Annotated in this window: 13 protein-coding genes; 9 read left to right on the top strand and 4 right to left on the bottom strand. The window is 33.5% G+C overall.

Annotated features, from left to right (window positions below):
* Positions 1–55 precede the first annotated feature (55 nt).
* Positions 56–316, bottom strand: a complete 261-nt coding sequence (locus tag JE46_RS07735) for a SemiSWEET family sugar transporter (protein WP_031454690.1) — start codon at positions 314–316, stop codon at positions 56–58.
* A gap of 14 nt (positions 317–330) precedes the next feature.
* The gene (locus JE46_RS07730; protein WP_031454689.1) at positions 331–1,179 is read right to left on the bottom strand and encodes an SDR family oxidoreductase; all 849 of its coding nucleotides are present in this window, start codon (positions 1,177–1,179) and stop codon (positions 331–333) included.
* A 254-nt stretch (positions 1,180–1,433) separates the two neighbouring features.
* On the opposite strand from JE46_RS07730, the gene JE46_RS07725 reads away from it, so the two are divergent.
* The 5 genes from JE46_RS07725 to JE46_RS07705 are packed head-to-tail and all read left to right on the top strand — an operon-like array spanning position 1,434 to position 7,998.
* Positions 1,434–2,657, top strand: a complete 1,224-nt coding sequence (locus tag JE46_RS07725) for a hybrid sensor histidine kinase/response regulator (RefSeq protein ID WP_031454688.1) — start codon at positions 1,434–1,436, stop codon at positions 2,655–2,657.
* 5 nt (positions 2,658–2,662) lie between these two features.
* Positions 2,663–6,232, top strand: coding sequence for a response regulator (locus JE46_RS07720; RefSeq protein ID WP_031454687.1), 3,570 nt, complete (start codon positions 2,663–2,665; stop codon positions 6,230–6,232).
* 17 nt (positions 6,233–6,249) lie between these two features.
* Positions 6,250–6,615 (top strand): response regulator, encoded by a 366-nt coding sequence (locus JE46_RS07715; RefSeq protein ID WP_031454686.1) that lies wholly within the window; start codon positions 6,250–6,252, stop codon positions 6,613–6,615.
* A gap of 7 nt (positions 6,616–6,622) precedes the next feature.
* The gene (locus tag JE46_RS07710) at positions 6,623–7,432 is read left to right on the top strand and encodes a CheR family methyltransferase (protein WP_031454685.1); all 810 of its coding nucleotides are present in this window, start codon (positions 6,623–6,625) and stop codon (positions 7,430–7,432) included.
* A complete protein-coding gene (locus JE46_RS07705) occupies positions 7,414–7,998 on the top strand; it encodes a chemotaxis protein CheB (RefSeq protein WP_031454684.1) in 585 nt (194 codons plus the stop codon). Before JE46_RS07710 ends, JE46_RS07705 begins: the two co-directional genes overlap by 19 nt.
* Before the next feature lie 7 nt (positions 7,999–8,005).
* Here JE46_RS07705 and JE46_RS07700 read toward each other — a convergent pair whose 3' ends face one another.
* The gene (locus JE46_RS07700) at positions 8,006–8,749 is read right to left on the bottom strand and encodes a Dph6-related ATP pyrophosphatase (protein ID WP_157505889.1); all 744 of its coding nucleotides are present in this window, start codon (positions 8,747–8,749) and stop codon (positions 8,006–8,008) included.
* Positions 8,750–8,841: 92 nt separating this feature from the next.
* Between JE46_RS07700 and JE46_RS07695 the strand changes: the two genes are divergently transcribed.
* The gene (locus JE46_RS07695) at positions 8,842–10,902 is read left to right on the top strand and encodes a M1 family metallopeptidase (protein ID WP_031454682.1); all 2,061 of its coding nucleotides are present in this window, start codon (positions 8,842–8,844) and stop codon (positions 10,900–10,902) included.
* A 115-nt stretch (positions 10,903–11,017) separates the two neighbouring features.
* Positions 11,018–11,917: a patatin-like phospholipase family protein gene (locus tag JE46_RS07690; protein WP_031454681.1), complete on the top strand. Its 900-nt coding sequence runs from the start codon at positions 11,018–11,020 to the stop codon at positions 11,915–11,917.
* A gap of 90 nt (positions 11,918–12,007) precedes the next feature.
* Here JE46_RS07690 and JE46_RS07685 read toward each other — a convergent pair whose 3' ends face one another.
* A complete protein-coding gene (locus tag JE46_RS07685) occupies positions 12,008–12,529 on the bottom strand; it encodes a DUF7935 family protein (protein ID WP_031454680.1) in 522 nt (173 codons plus the stop codon).
* 124 nt (positions 12,530–12,653) lie between these two features.
* Here JE46_RS07685 and JE46_RS07680 point away from each other — a divergent pair, with 124 nt between their 5' ends.
* Together JE46_RS07680 and JE46_RS07675 are read left to right on the top strand one after the other, a co-directional pair.
* A complete protein-coding gene (locus JE46_RS07680; RefSeq protein WP_031454679.1) occupies positions 12,654–13,424 on the top strand; it encodes a sulfite exporter TauE/SafE family protein in 771 nt (256 codons plus the stop codon).
* 314 nt (positions 13,425–13,738) lie between these two features.
* A complete protein-coding gene (locus tag JE46_RS07675; RefSeq protein WP_031454678.1) occupies positions 13,739–16,420 on the top strand; it encodes an InlB B-repeat-containing protein in 2,682 nt (893 codons plus the stop codon).
* The last annotated feature ends 72 nt before the right edge of the window (positions 16,421–16,492 follow it).

Genomic DNA, 16,492 nt, shown 5'->3' with positions numbered 1-16,492 from the left:
CATTACATATTGAAAAAAAACAGCTTTTATCAGGCTGTTTTTTTTATTTTAGGACTTATTCTTTTTCATAGTAAATAAGAAAATAAACCATTATCAGATTTAAGAATAACGAAATGCTGTTGGTAATAATGATTGGGAAATCGTTTTTTAAAACCCCGTAAACAACCCATATCGCAATTCCAAAAGTGAGTACGCTAAAGGTTAGTAGTGAAATTTGTTGCACCTTTTTGGTTTTCCATACTTTTATTATTTGCGGAATAACCGAAACAGTAACACAAAATCCTGCGAACAAACCCATTATGTCAGTAAAATTCATAATTCATAATTTAATTAGCCTCCTATCAGTTCACCACCGTTTATGTGAATAAATTGCCCGGTAATATAACTGCTGTCTTCAGATGCTAGAAAAACATAAGCAGGCCCAACTTCTGATGGCTGCCCTGGTCTTCCCATTGGATTGTCTTTTCCAAAATCAGAAATTTTATCGAATGTAGCAACAATCAGAGGTGTCCATATGGGGCCAGGAGCAACGCCGTTAACCCTGATTTGTCTTTTTGCAAGCATGGTTGATAACGATCTGGTAAAACTTAAAATAGCACCTTTTGTACTCGAATAATCAAGAAGATGTTCACTTCCACGATAAGCAGTGACCGAACTTGTGTTTATAATGCTGTCGCCTTTGTTTAAAAAAGGTAAAGCTGCTTTGGTAATATAAAAATAAGGATAAATATTGGTCTCAAAAGTTTTTTGAAGCTGTGCCGCAGTAATTTTTTCAAGCTCATTTTGAGGAAACTGAACAGCAGCATTGTTTACTATCACATTTATCTTGTTAAATGTTTTGATACAGGCTTTTATAGCATTTTTGCAAAATTTTTCATCCTTCAGGTCCCCACTGATTAAGAGGCATTGCTGACCTTCTTTCTCAATTAATTCTTTGGTTGTCTGCGCATCTTTATCTTCTTTAAGGTAAACAATTGCAACATTGGCACCTTCTCTTGCAAAATGCACAGCAACACTCCGGCCTATTCCGCTGTCACCTCCGGTTATAAACGCGACTCTCCCTAAAAGTTTTCCGCTTCCGGCATAATTTTCTTTGATAATCTCAGGCTCGGGTTTCATTAAATATTCATTGCCAGGAAGGCTTTGTTTCTGTTCAGGAAATGTTTTTATCTTTTTCATGATACTTAATGTTTAAGATTACCTGCTAAAATAATTCTAATCCTTGGTAATGTTTGACTTGAAAGAATTTAAGATTGTCGCAAAAAAGTCTTTGATTGCACACACAAACAGACATGGGAATTATGTAAGGAATATAATTTCTAAATACAAAAGGTTAATTTTTTTTTAAATATATTTGAGAGTTTATAAAAATTTAAATTATAAAGTAAATTTTTAAAATGTACTGTAATCATAATGCTTTAGCTCACAAATAGATGATATTAATTGTAGACGATATAAGGGCAAATATTATTGCTTTAAAAAAAACATTAGAATTACATGATATCGATGTAGATACCGCAGAATCAGGAGAAGAAGCATTAAAGAAAATTTTACAAACAAATTACTGCCTTATTATCATGGATGTTCAGATGCCTGGTCTGGATGGTTTTGAAGTGGTAAAAATTCTCTCGGGCAATAAAAAAACAAAAGACATTCCTGTTATTTTTCTTTCGGCACTTAATATTGAAAAAAAATACATTTTTAAAGGATACGAAACCGGAGCGGTAGAATATATAACAAAGCCGGTTGATACAGATTTGCTGATTTTGAAGGTAAAAACTTTCCTGAAGATTTACGAACAGCAGAATCAGTTAAAAGAAATGAAAGACCTGCTTTCAAAAGAAATTAAGATTCGAAAAGAAGCGCAGGATAATCTTGAAGTAAAAATCTCAGAAAGAACAAAAGAATTAGTCTTAAAAAATGAAGAACTGGAGCTTAAAAATCATGAGCTGCAACAGTTTGCATGGGTAGTCTCGCATGATTTAAATGAACCTATAAGAAAGATTCAGATTTTTATTAAAATCATCAAAGACCTTTATCTGGCTAAAGATGAAAAAGCAGTTGATTATGTAAACCGTACTATTAAATCGGCCGAAAGGATGCAGACTCTAATTACAGATTTGCTGGCTTATTCGAGATTATCATCAAAAGTACAGCCTGAAAAAACCGATTTAAATGAAGTTCTGCAAGAAGTGTTATCTGATTTTGATTACCTCATTGAACGTAAAAATGCAACAATAAAAACAAATGTGCTTCCAACTATAGACAGCATTCCGAGTCAATTGAGACAGGTTTTTCAAAATTTGATAGGGAACGCGCTTAAGTTTTCAAACAATACAGAAAATCCTTTTATAGAAATCACATCTGAATTAATCGCAACTAAAGATTTCGAAGGAAAACCTTCAGCTGATGGAAAATATTGCCGCATCATTGTCAAAGACAACGGAATTGGTTTCGACGAGATTTATCTGGATAGGATTTTTATCATTTTTCAAAGTCTGAATGACCGTCAAAGCTACGAAGGAACCGGTATTGGACTCGCAATTGCAAAAAAAATAATAGAAAAACATAACGGATTGATTACTGCCAAAAGTCAAATTGGTCAGGGAGCAAGTTTTATTATGGTTTTACCCTTAGAATATCAGGAAATAAAATAATATATATGAAAAAAAATAACTTTAAAAGAAATTTACTGATCAGTTCTTTTGCATCGTTAATTATATTGATGATTAGTTCTATAGCTTCTTTTTTAAGCATTAGAAACTTATTAGAAAGTAATTATTGGGTCAATCATACTCAGGAAGTTATTTACAATTTAAACGAAGCAGCTTCTGTAATTACAGATGCTCAAACCAGTATGCGCGGATATTTAATATCTGGTGACGAGCAATTTCTGGATCACTATAATAATGCTGAAGAAGTTTCAAATACATTTTTTAACAGACTCGAAGAATTAACAATTGATAACCCTTCGCAGCAAAAAAGCCTAAAAGAATTAAAAGAACGACGTGATATTTTTTTGAAATATCTCAATAATCAGGTTGTAAAAAAACGTTTGAAAAAAGATGCAGTCACTTTTGACCTTAACGAAGGAAAAAGGATGATGGATGAGATAAGAAGCTATTTTAAGCGTATCGAAAATAGCGAACAGTCCTTATTGAAAGAACGAAATGCAAAATCTGAGAAGTATGGCAATTACAGCTTTATTTTAATTATTGCAGCTTTTATAATCTCGTTTATAATTACGATTACTTTTTTTATCCGGATCTTAAAAGATTATAACCAACGGTCATTTCTTCAAAGTGAATTACAGCGAAAAGATAGTGAAACAGCACAGAGGATTGAGGCAATCAGTACTATTGCACAAAATATCTCAAATGGAAATTATGATGTTAAAGTAGACGATAAAAAAGCGGATGCTTTAGGCAGTGTTGGCGAATCACTTAATGCAATGAGTACTTCACTTAAACACTCATTCAGTTTGTTATCTCAAAAAGAGTGGATGCAAACGGGGATAGCTAAACTGAATAATGTAATGCTGGGTGAGAAAGAACTCGAAAACATGTCAAAAGATATTATTGAATTTTTATGCCAATATACCAAAAGCAGTGCTGGGGTAATATATGCAATGGAAGGGGATGAATTGTATGCCACGTCAGGTTACAGTTATCTCCCTAATAAAAACAGAACGCATATTAAAAAAGGACAAGGTTTAATTGGACAATGTGTTGTTTCAGGAAAAATTCTGGAATTAAAATCGTTTTCTGAAAATGATGTTCAGATTACATACGCTTTGGGAGAAATAAAACCCAAACATATTGTAGCAGTTCCTTTGATTGATACCAAAATTGAAGGCGCATTTGAGTTAGCGAGTGTCTATGGTTACAGCGATATAGATTTAGAATTTTTACAAACTGTTTCCAGTAATATTGCTATTGCTTTAAAATCGACTCAAAATCGTAGACGTGTTTTTGAATTGTTAGAAGAAACTCAGGCACAATCTGAGGAACTGCAATTGCAACACACGGAATTAGAATCAATAAATGCTGAATTAGAAGCTCAAACCGAAAAATTACAAGCCTCAGAAGAAGAATTGAGGGTTCAGCAGGAAGAACTGGAACAGACTAATGAAGAACTTTCGGAACGCAGTGTTTTATTAGAGGAAAAGAACACTGAAATTCAGAAAAAATCTGAAGCTCTGGAACTTACAACCCGCTATAAATCTGAGTTTTTAGCCAATATGTCACATGAGCTTCGAACGCCATTAAACTCTATTTTACTTTTAAGCCGATTGTTGTCTGAAAACAACAATAAAAGCATGAACAAAGAAGAAATTGAGTTTGCAAGAGTAATTATGAGTTCCGGTAACAGTTTGTTGGGACTAATTGACGAAATTCTGGACTTATCTAAAATCGAAGCAGGAAAAATGGAACTAGAGTTTTTGGAGGTCACGACAAAAGAGATAACCGATAGTTTAGCAAGTTTATTTACTCAGGTCGCAAAAGAAAAAAATATCGGTTTTGAAATAATCTCAAAAGAAGCACCTCTTGTCATTAAAACGGATCGAATGCGCTTAGAACAAATCCTTAAAAATCTGCTTTCGAACGCTATTAAATTTACCGAAAAAGGATCTGTAAGTTTAGAAATAAAAATAAATGATGATGATGATAAAATTATTTGTTTCATTGTAAAAGATACCGGAATCGGAATCCCGTTAGATAAACAGCCTTTAATTTTTGAAGCTTTTCAACAGGCAGATGGTTCTACAAAACGTAAATACGGCGGGACTGGTTTAGGATTGTCAATAAGTAGAGAATTAGCAAAATTGCTTAAAGGCGAAATTATTTTGCATAGCAAGGAAAATGAAGGAAGCAGTTTTACATTATGTTTGCCAATTTATGGTTCATCAATGAAAAAAGTTATTGTCGAAAAAACACCGCCAATTCAAATTCAGGAAGAAAATAATGAGGAAACAGAAAGCAAAAAAAAATACATAAGCACTACCATTCCTGAAGAAATTGAAGATGACAGGGATTCGATATCTGAAGATGATAAAGTTATTCTGATAGTAGAAGATGATATGAATTTTGCAAAATCACTGCTTACTTTTACACGTAAAAGCGGTTATAAAGGAATTGTTTCAGTGCGAGGCGATTATGCTTTGAATTTTGCCTTAATGTATAAACCTGTTGGGATTTTACTAGACATAGAATTGCCTGTAAAAAGTGGTTGGGAAGTTATGGAAGAATTGAAAAACAATTTGCAAACCAAACCTATACCGGTGCATATTATGTCATCGCATAAATTAAAACAGGAAAGCTTATTAAAAGGAGCCGTTGATTTTCTGGATAAGCCTGTTGCGTTTGAAAAAATTCCTGATGTTTTTATGAGAATTGAACACATCATTAGCAAAGAATCTCAAAAGGTTTTAATTATTGAGGACAATCCAAAGCATGCCAAAGCGCTGTCTTATTTTTTAGAAACCTATAATATTAATTCTGAAATTAAAAGTGATGTTTCTGACGGGTTAAAATCCTTGACTAAAAATAATGTAGATTGTGTGATTTTGGATATGGGAATTCCCGATAAACAGGCCTATCAAATTTTGGATGGTGTAAAAAAGAGTCCAGGTTTAGAAAATCTTCCGGTAATTGTATTTACAGGAAAAAGTTTATCATTAAAAGAAGAAGTGAAAATCAAGAAATATGCTGATTCTATTATCGTAAAGACAGCACATTCTTATCAGAGGATGCTGGATGAAGTTTCTCTTTTTTTACATTTGGTTGAAGAAAATAAAAATGAGAACGGTAAAAAAGAGAGTTATAAAAAACTTAATCTGCTCAATAATATTTTATTTGATAAAACGGTTTTAGTGGTTGATGATGACGTTCGAAATATTTATTCACTGACTAAAGCTTTGGAAGTTTTTAAAATGAATGTTATTACCGCTTTTGACGGTAATGAAGCCATAAAAGTTTTAGAAGAAAATCCAAATACAGATATTGTTTTGCTTGACATGATGATGCCTAATATGGATGGCTATGAAACGGCAGAAAAAATAAGAAGTAATCCTAAGCATTTATCTCTTCCGTTAATAGCGGTTACAGCAAAAGCAATGACGGGTGATCGTGAAAAATGTATCAAAGCAGGCGCATCAGATTATATCACGAAACCAGTTGATATTGATCAGTTGCTGTCATTGCTGCGTGTTTGGCTGTATGATAAAGTTTAATTATAAAGTGGTGAAAAATGACTAAAAAACGACTTTTAATTATAGACGATGATTCGAGAAATATCTTTGCTCTCGAAAATACACTTCGCGCTAAATCATTTGATTGTTTATCATGTTTAAGTGCTGAGGAAGCTTTAAAAATGCTGAACTCTGACGAGAATATTGATGCGGTTCTAATAGATATGATGATGCCCGAAATGGATGGTTATGAAGCAATTCCTTTGATAAAAAAAATCCCTTCACACGAATCAACTTTTATTATAGCAGTAACAGCTCAGGCAATGACAGGAGATAAAGAAAAGTGTTTGCAAGCGGGCGCTGATGATTATATTTCTAAACCCGTTGATGTGGATAAATTGCTTTTAATGTTAAGCAAAATTTAAAATTGTTATGATAGAAGATATCGAACTGGAAACCCTTATTAATGAAATATACGAATACTACGGTTTTGACTTTGGGAGTTATTCAAGAGCATCTTTAAAAAGACGTGTAAACAGAGTATATCAATTGGATGGATTTACTCATTTTGATGAATTTTTATCAAAGGTGAGATACGATTCGGACTATTTTAAACACATGGTTGATGAAATTACGGTAAACGTTACTGAAATGTTTCGGGATCCTTCTTTTTATACTGTAATTCGAAATCAAATCCTTCCATTATTAGCAACAAAACCTTTTATACGTATATGGCATGCCGGCTGTTCATCGGGAGAAGAAGTCTATTCAATGGCAATTTTATTAAAAGAAGCTGGAATTCTGAATAAATCCTTAATCTATGCTACAGATATAAATGCGAAGGTTTTGGAAACAGCCAAAAAAGGAATTTTTCCATTGAGGATGATGAAAGAGTATTCTGAAAATTACCGTGATTCAGGAGGTAAAGAAGATTTTTCAATTTATTATACTGCAAATTATGGGATTGCAAAATTTAATGAGGAGTTAGCTCAAAAAATGGTTTTTTCACAGCATAATTTAGTTTCGGATAACTCATTCAATGAATTCGATTTAATTTTTTGCAGAAATGTTTTAATTTATTTTGATAATGATTTGCAAAAAAGAGCCATCAGTTTATTTGATGAAAGTTTGTCTGTTTTAGGTTTTTTAGCTTTGGGAACAAAAGAAACCATAAAGTATTCAATATCTCCGGGTAAATACAAACAATTAGAGAAGGAAAAAATATGGAGAAAAATCAAATAAATCCAGATTTTAAAGTTGTAATTATTGGGGGTTCTGCAGGAAGTTTAAGTGTTTTAATGCAAATTTTACCTCAATTGCCTGTAATAAAATCGTATGCTCTGGTAATCGTACTGCATAGAAGAAGTACAGATGAACAGACCCTGGAAGAGCTTATAACATTAAAAGTTAGCAGTAATGTTAAAGCAGTAGAAGACAAAGAACCCTTTCTACCCGGATGTGTTTATGTTGCGCCTTCCAACTATCATTTGCTATTTGAAAAAAATAATGTTTTATCGCTCGATACTTCTGAAAAAATAAATTACAGCAGACCAAGTATTGATGTTTCTTTTGAATCGGCTGCTGAGGTATACAAAAATCAATTAACAGGAATCTTATTGTCCGGTTCTAATGCTGACGGGACACAAGGTTTAAAAGCCATAAAAAAACAAGGAGGAACTATTATTGTTCAGGATCCGGAATCTGCCGAAATGCCTTTCATGCCTAATAACGCTATCCAAAACACAGAACCTGACTTTGTTTTAAATATTCAGGAAATCCTTCAGTTCATCTTAGCTGCAGACAATTAATTCTAAATTATTTTTTTATCAAATCACAATACCAAAATCCATAATCAAAAGCATCAGAAGCATTTGTATCACAAGCAGTATTTGATGACTCCTGGCTTTTAGGTTTTTCATATTTTCGATATACGGTTTCGCCAATTTCAAAATTAATGGTTTCAGAAAAAATAGGCCCGTCAAAAGTAAATGTATGAAATTCACCGTTCTCTCCACAAACATCTACATTTTCAGGCAAATCATTTATAAAATCCTGATCGATAATTCGGCCAACAAAACTTTTATCCAGATAACGTTCATTAACACAAACTACAATCGTTTTAAATCCTAAACGAATAAATTCCTGAATTAAATCTGTGGTAGGGATTTGCCAGATTGGAAAAACGCCTTCAAAACCCATTTGGGCTAATTTGTCTTCACGGTATTTTCGTAAATCTTCCAAAAAAATATCCCCAAAAACGGAATGTGTAATACCTTCTTTTTTCAATTCGGATAATGTCTCAGTCATGACATTTTCATAAACCTCCATAGTCGGCATTTCAGGAATCTGCATTATTTTTAAAGGTAAATTAATGCTTTTTGCTTGATCTTTAAGTAATTCTACGCGAACGCCATGCATAGAAATTCGCTGATATTGCTGATTGACACTTGTCAGTAAACATTCAATTTTAAAATCAGGATTTTGAAGGATTTTGTATAAAGCCAGAGCAGAATCTTTTCCGCTGCTCCAGTTAAATAAGGCTTTTTTAGGTGCTGACACAATTGTATAATTTTCTATGTAAACATACAAATTTCATTCGATTTGTTGATGAAACCTTTGTAACTTTGGATTTTGCCTTCAAATTTATTTCAATGAAATACATCCTATTATTTTTCACCACCTTCGTTTTTGCACAGCAAACCCAATTTGTCGATTTTAAATCGGTTTCAGGTCAATTAAAATTGAATCCAAATGAAAAATTGGTTTCAGGTTCTGTTAATTATCAGTTTGAAGTTTTGAAACCTATTGACACCATTAAAATAGATGCCAAAAATATGGAGTTTTCTAAAGTAGAAATCAACCAAAAAGAAGCCATTTTTATTAATACCGGCAAACAATTGCAAATCATAGGTTATTTTCAGGAAGGTGAGAATCAATTAACTTTTGAATATTCAGTAAAACCAAAACAGGCTTTGTACTTTGTAAATATTGAAAACGATGAGGTACAAATCTGGACACAGGGGCAGGGAAGATACACAAGTAATTGGTTTCCGAGTTTTGATGATGTAAATGAAAAGCTGATATTCAATTTAGGAATTTCGTACAATAAAGAGTATCAGGTTGTTTCGAACGGAATTTTAAAAGAAAGAACAGAAAACAACGATCAATTTCACTGGCAGTACAAAATGAAAAAACCAATGAGTTCCTATCTGTTAATGTTAGTCATTGGAAAGTTTGATAAAAAAGAATTCAGATCAAAGTCTAAAATTCCGCTTGAATATTATTTAGAACCTAAAGATGCAGATCGTTTTGAACCAACCTATCGTTATTCTAAGCGTATTTTTGATTTTTTGGAAAAAGAAATAGGAGTGAAATATCCCTGGGAAATCAACAGACAAATTCCGGTTCGGGATTTTTTGTATGCCGGAATGGAAAATACTACGGCAACACTTTTTGCTACTCGTTATGTAGTAGATTCAATTGGTTTTGAAGATCGAAATTATACTAATGTTGATGCACACGAGTTAGCACATCATTGGTTTGGAGATATGATTACCGCCGAAAACAGTACACATCACTGGCTTCAGGAAGGTTTCGCAACGTATTATGCTTTATTGGCAGAAAAAGAAATTTTTGGCGAAGACTATTTCTATTCGAAATTATACGATACGGCACAACAGCTTAAATTTGCGTCAAGAACCGATACAATTCCGGTTTTGAATGCGAAAGCCAGTTCGTTGACTTTTTACGAAAAAGGAGCCTGGGCATTATTTGTTTTGCATAAAGCAATTGGCGATAAAGCCTTTAAAAAAGCCATAAAGAGATATTTAAAAAAATATGCCTATAAAACGGTCAATACGCAGGATTTCTTTAACGAAATTAAAAGAGTATCTGATTTTGACTTAGATAAATTTCAGAAAACCTGGCTGGAAACAACCGCATTTGATACACCAACGGCCAATACTCTTTTGAGTAAAAATAAAGCAATTCAGGAACGTCTTGAAATTGATAAACTTAAAAAAATACCTTTGGCTGAAAAGCAGGATTACTTTTTAAAAATTTTAAATTCAAATACGTATCAGGCTGTAAAAGTATCCGTTATTAATCAAGTTGAATCTGAAAAATACGAAGCTAAAAAAGCACTTTTAATGGCAGCTTTGCAAACAAATAATAGTAAAGTTCGTCAGGCTGTTGCTGAAAATTTATCGAAGATACCCCAAGATTTTAGAAAAGAATATGAAACTTTATTAAATGATAAATCGTATCAGACACAGGAAATTGCTCTTTATTTTTTGTGGAAGGATTTTCCGGAACGCAGAACAGAATATCTTGACAAAACTACTGCCTGGATTGGCTTCAATGATTACAACCTTCGTACTTTATGGCTTTCATTAGCATTGTCCACAACAAATTACAGCAATAATCCCGAAGTTTTGATTTCAGAATTAATTGCATTTTCTTCTACAAAATACGAAGCTACGACCAGACAAAATGCTCTGGAAAAGTTAATTGCTTTTAAAATAATTAATGATCAGGTTTTGAGTAATTTAGTCAACGCTACAACCCATCATATGTGGCAATTTTCTAAATTTGGAAGAGAAATGATTCGATTCTTATTAAAAAATTCTGAAATGCGTGCTTCATTTGAAAGAATTTTGCCTAATTTGACCCCCGATGAACAATTTCAGTTGAATCGTTTATTGAAAGAATAGAAGTAGATGCAAGAACCAGGAATTGGGTAACATACAATTAAGAATTTATAAAACCTTTGTTTTAATTCTTTTTTCTTTCATCTAAAAAACCAAAAACAAAACCTACAGTTAATTTATGAGAGCATTGGTTATTTCCGGTGGTGGCAGTAAAGGTGCATTTGCCGGTGGTGTTGCACAATATTTATTAGAAGTAAAAAGACATAAGTACGATTTATTCCTCGGGACTTCAACAGGAAGTTTATTGATTCCGCATCTGGCACTCGGAAATATTGAACAAATCCATTCGATTTACACCAATGTCAACATGTCTAAAATATTTAATATTTGTCCTTTTGTTGTCAAAGTTAAGGATGGGGTAGATATTGTAACGATTAATCACTTCAATGTAATTCGGCAGTTTTTTAAAGGAAAAAGAACGTTTGGAGAAAGCAAAGGATTAAAGAAATACATTAGAAATAACTTCTCATTGTCTGATTTCAATAAGTTGAAAAAACTAAAAAAAGATGTTGTTATTACTGTAACCAATTTTACAAAAAACGAAGCCGAATATAAATCAATAAAAGAATGCACTTACGAAGAGTTTTGTGACTGGTCATGGATATCGAGTAATTACGTGCCATTTATGAGTCTGGTCGAAAAAAACAATTGCGAATATGGCGATGGAGGGTTTTCAAGTCTGGTACCCATTCGTGAAGCAATCAACCGTGGAGCGACAGAAATTGATGTAATTATTCTGGAAACAGAAGTCAATATGGAGAAAACCGTTATTGGTAAAAATCCCTTTTCTTTGATGATTGATTTATTTCGTATTGCCTTGGATCAGGTTGAAAAACACGACATTGCTATAGGAAAACTAATAGCAAATAATAAAAATGTAAAACTTAATTTATATTACACACCAACTAAGTTGACTAATAATGCTTTAATTTTTAATAAAGAAGTAATGAAAACCTGGTGGGAGCAAGGATATGAATATGCTCAGAATAAATCTGAGATTATGAGTGATAATAGGTGATAAATTAAGATTTTAGTATCAAGTATTAAACTGTAATAGATAGCTATATGCATGTGTCTTAATACTTGATACTAAAACCTTACTTCTCCACTACCATAACTCGGTAACCTCATTCTTAATATATCCCAAAGCAGCATTACTAGGAGATTGTTTCTCTAATAAATCGTTCAAAATTACTTCACGTAATTTATCAGCACTGTCGACACGATCGCTCATGGCAGCTTTACGGATCATTTGTATAGTTGAGTTCTTAGCTGTTGTGATAATAGTCCAGCATTCATCAGACATGTAAATCTGCTGAGTCAGATTATGCTCAAACTCCTGTTCGATCTGGTCAATTACAAAGTTTTCATAATCGTGTTTTTGATTAGAAATCGGTGCAATTCGAATCAATAATTTGGTCAGGTTGATACGTTCTAAAAATAAAGTCATACGCTCATAGGCCTGTAAACGTATTGGTAAAGATTGTTTCTGATATTCTTTATTTAATAAAAAAGCACGTTTTTTGTCATTGTTTTTAATATGTAGTTCGAAAAAACTGTAGGCCACAAATCCCGTAACAATCGCAGGCAAAGTATAACTCGCTAATTCTATAATTCTTGTAAAATCCATTTTCAAATATTTTTAGCAAAAATATACTTTTTGCAGAGAAATTCACTTTAAAATTATTTAATAAACTAAATGGAAGCCTTACTTTTGTGCCAATTTTCATAACCTTTTGGAATACAAATTTTTAATGGATTCATATATAATAATTTTACTTTGTTTAGCAGCATTTGCTGCAGGATTTATTGATGCAATTGTGGGTGGCGGCGGATTGATTCAAACTCCCATGGGATTAATTTTATTACCGAATCTTCCGGTTTCGACAGTCGTAGGGACCTTGAAAATTCCAGCGTTCAGCGGCACTGCTTTTGCAGCTTTCCAGTATCTTAAAAAAGTTGTGATTCAGTGGAAATTACTTTTAATCATGATGGGTTTGGCAATACCCTCAGCATTTTTGGGTTCAACAATATTAACTTTGGTAAGCAACGATTTTATGAAACCGCTTTTACTGGTGGTTTTGTCATTGTTATTTGTTTACACCTATGCTAAGAAAAATTTCGGACAGCATGTTGCCAAAGATCATTCCTATAAGACACAAATTTTATATGCTGTTTTTATTAGTATAATTGTTGGCTTTTATGACGGATTTATTGGTCCGGGAACAGGAAGCTTTTTTGTTGTTGCTTTTATTGCCTTAATGGGTTTTGATTTTTTGCACGCATCTGCGAATGCGAAAATGGTAAACCTTGCAACCAATTTTGGATCTATTTGTTTATTTGCAATAAAAGGAAAAATTATCTGGACCATTGCAATACCTATGGCGATAAGTAATGGGCTTGGCGGATGGCTTGGCGCAAAACTGGCTATTAATAAAGGTAATGGTTTTATTAGAATTTTCTTTCTGATTGTGGTAATCGGTACACTTATCCGGTTTGCTTATGATGTTTTTTACAAAAAGTAATAAAGAAAACCCCTTTCTTTATTTTCTCCTTACTTGAATTTGTCATCGATTACAATTCGCAGATATTTCTGGTTTTTTCTTGCTGTTTTACGAATCTCATAATTGTATATAGTATTTTTTTTGATGTTAATTTTTACATATTTAAATATATTTTAACGTTTTATTAGGTATTGTCTGAAAAAAAATATAAATTCGTGTAATCGATTACATTTGTAAAAGTCAAATGTTTTCGATTTTAATAAATGAGTTTCAGAAATCGAGTATAATTTTTTGAATGAATAATAATTACTAACTATCATAAAACCTTTATTAAAATGAAAAAAAAATTAACCAGTTTATTCGGTGTATTGTGGCTTTTTCCACTTTGCATGTTTTCACAAATTTATGTTTCACCAACAGGTACCGCTGGCAATCCGGGTACTTTGTCAAGTCCCACTACGCTGGCAAATGCCATAGTAACAGTAAGCCCCGGGCAAACCATTTATATGCGGGGCGGTACATATTCAATAGCTTCCACAATTTTGATTGAAAGAGCAAATAGCGGTACATCATCTAATCTTAAACGTATTGAAGCTTATAATAGCGAAGTTCCTATTCTTGATTTTTCAGCACAAACTGAAAGTTCTTCAAACAGAGGGATTGTTTTAGATGGCCTTTATTGGTATTTTAAAGGAATTACTATTAGAAATGCAGGTGATAATGGTATGCTGCTTTCAGGTAATAATAATACTATAGATAATTGTATTTTTGAAAAAAACAGAGATACCGGTCTTCAGTTAAGCAGATATACCACAAGTTATACTTCAATTAGTCAGTGGCCTTCCAATAATTTGATTCTCAATTGTGAGTCTTTCGACAATAAAGACTCAGGTTCAGAAAATGCAGATGGTTTTGCAGCAAAACTTACCTGTGGGCAGGGAAATATATTTAGAGGATGTATTTCTCATAATAATATTGATGATGGCTGGGACTTGTATACTAAAACTGATACAGGACCAATCGGGATTATTTTATTTGAAAATTGTGTAGCATATAATAATGGTACACTGACAACAAGCGGAACTTCCGGAAGTGGAGATAAAAATGGTTTCAAATTAGGAGGAGAAGGTATTGCTGTAAATCATATTGTGCGACGTTGTATTGCTTATGGTAATGGTCAACATGGTTTTACAGATAATAACAATCTGGGATCTATAGAAATGTCTAACAATACCTCTTATAATAATGCAGAGAGTAATTTTAATTTCCGAACAGGCGGAACCCATCAGTTCAGAAATAACCTGTCGTTTAACTCAGGCAGCAGTGATAAAAAAACAGGAACCGATGTAAGCAATTCTAATGTATGGTGGATAAACAACGTTAGTACAAATGGAGGATCACTGGTTGTAAGCAGCGCAGATTTTGTTACTTTAACTGCACCAACAGTTACTAAAAATGCTGACGGAAGTCCTAATTTAGGTAATTTTTTAACATTAAGTGCCTCAAGCGATTTAATAAATGCGGGTGTTTCTGCTACCGGAATTACTTTTAACGGTACAGCTCCGGATCTTGGAGCAAGAGAATCAGGAGGAACCACGGTTACAAACTATACACTTACAACTACTGCAAATCCAACAGCAGGAGGAAGTATTGCGCGCAGTCCTAATGCTACCTCTTATGCCGCCGGAACTGCTGTCACACTTACAGCAACCCCTGCATCCGGATACACATTTACGAGCTGGAGTAACGGAGCAACAACTGCTACAATAACATTAACAATGAATGCTAATACCACGATTACTGCAAATTTTACAGCAACAACAACTTCTTATACTTTAACTACCACAGCCAGCCCAGCTGCTGGTGGCAGTATCAGTCGTAATCCAAATGCAGCCAGTTATACAAGCGGAACTGTAGTAACCCTTACTGCAACACCCGCTTCCGGTTATACGTTTGCAAGCTGGAGTAATGGAGCAACAACAGCTTCAACCACGGTAACGATGACTGCCAACACCACGATTACAGCAAATTTTACAGCAACAACAACTTCTTATACTTTAACTACTACAGCCATCCCAGCTGCTGGTGGCAGTATCAGTCGTAGTCCAAATGCAGCCAGTTATACAAGCGGAACTGTAGTAACCCTTACTGCAACACCCGCTTCCGGTTATACGTTTGCAAGTTGGAGTAATGGAGCAACAACAGCTTCAACCACAGTAACGATGAATGCAAATACAACAATCACGGCAACTTTTAGTCCGGTAACTACAGGTAATACTACCTTAAGAATTGATGACAATACCACCACAACAAATGGGTATTGCGGGGCTGATGGATCTCTTCAAAGCAGTTATACAGGGGCTGATGGAGGTTTTTATATTAATCTGTCTAATTCAGCTGCAAAAGGAATAGATTATTCCATCAATGTACCTTCAGCAGGAACTTATACAATTAAATTTAGATACGCTAATGGCAGCAGTTCTTCGGCTTCGGTAGCCAAAGTAGTTTTAAACGGTGCTACTGCTATTGCCAGTTTAGGATTTCCTAAAACTACAAATTGGAGTACCTGGTCTACTACTGCAGATGCAACAGTTACACTGGTAAGCGGAATAAACAGAATAAGATTAGAAACAACCGTAAGTTCAGAATTTGCTAATATTGACTGGTTAGAAATAACAGGAAATTCTCCAACAGCAGCTAGTTGCAGCAGTTCAGCTAAACTAGCATCATCTAATAAAGCTATTGCAGAAACTGCTTCTGTTTCTGTTTCCGAAGCAGTTGTTTCACCAAATCCTGCTGAAAACAGTATCAACTTAATCGTTACTGCAACAGAAACTAAAGAAGCAAATATTACATTGTCTAGTGTGAACGGGCAAATACTTGTTTCAAAAAAACAAATATTAGCGAAGGGACAAAATGTAATTGCGGTTAATGAACATTCAATTGCTGCCGGTTTATACATATTAACTGTACAGGCAGCTGATATTCAAAAATCAATTAAAGTGATTGTGAAATAATAAACACATAACCTTGATCAATAGCCACTTCATAATAATTAAGAAGTGGCTATTTTTTTGATTAATAATCGA

This window comes from Flavobacterium chungangense LMG 26729, assembly GCF_000735715.2.
Lineage (GTDB): Bacteria > Bacteroidota > Bacteroidia > Flavobacteriales > Flavobacteriaceae > Flavobacterium > Flavobacterium chungangense.
Note: the sequence above shows the minus strand (reverse complement) of the source record. Positions and strands in the feature narration are given on the sequence as shown.

Coding starts and splice junctions, on each gene's coding strand:
- JE46_RS07720 (WP_031454687.1), top strand. CDS start 2,663: ATGAAAAAAAATAACTTTAAAAGAAATTTACTGATCAGTTCTTTTGCA.
- JE46_RS07685 (WP_031454680.1), bottom strand. CDS start 12,529: ATGGATTTTACAAGAATTATAGAATTAGCGAGTTATACTTTGCCTGCG.
- JE46_RS07735 (WP_031454690.1), bottom strand. CDS start 316: ATGAATTTTACTGACATAATGGGTTTGTTCGCAGGATTTTGTGTTACT.
- JE46_RS07690 (WP_031454681.1), top strand. CDS start 11,018: ATGAGAGCATTGGTTATTTCCGGTGGTGGCAGTAAAGGTGCATTTGCC.
- JE46_RS07675 (WP_031454678.1), top strand. CDS start 13,739: ATGAAAAAAAAATTAACCAGTTTATTCGGTGTATTGTGGCTTTTTCCA.
- JE46_RS07730 (WP_031454689.1), bottom strand. CDS start 1,179: ATGAAAAAGATAAAAACATTTCCTGAACAGAAACAAAGCCTTCCTGGC.
- JE46_RS07695 (WP_031454682.1), top strand. CDS start 8,842: ATGAAATACATCCTATTATTTTTCACCACCTTCGTTTTTGCACAGCAA.
- JE46_RS07725 (WP_031454688.1), top strand. CDS start 1,434: ATGATATTAATTGTAGACGATATAAGGGCAAATATTATTGCTTTAAAA.
- JE46_RS07705 (WP_031454684.1), top strand. CDS start 7,414: ATGGAGAAAAATCAAATAAATCCAGATTTTAAAGTTGTAATTATTGGG.
- JE46_RS07710 (WP_031454685.1), top strand. CDS start 6,623: ATGATAGAAGATATCGAACTGGAAACCCTTATTAATGAAATATACGAA.
- JE46_RS07680 (WP_031454679.1), top strand. CDS start 12,654: ATGGATTCATATATAATAATTTTACTTTGTTTAGCAGCATTTGCTGCA.
- JE46_RS07715 (WP_031454686.1), top strand. CDS start 6,250: ATGACTAAAAAACGACTTTTAATTATAGACGATGATTCGAGAAATATC.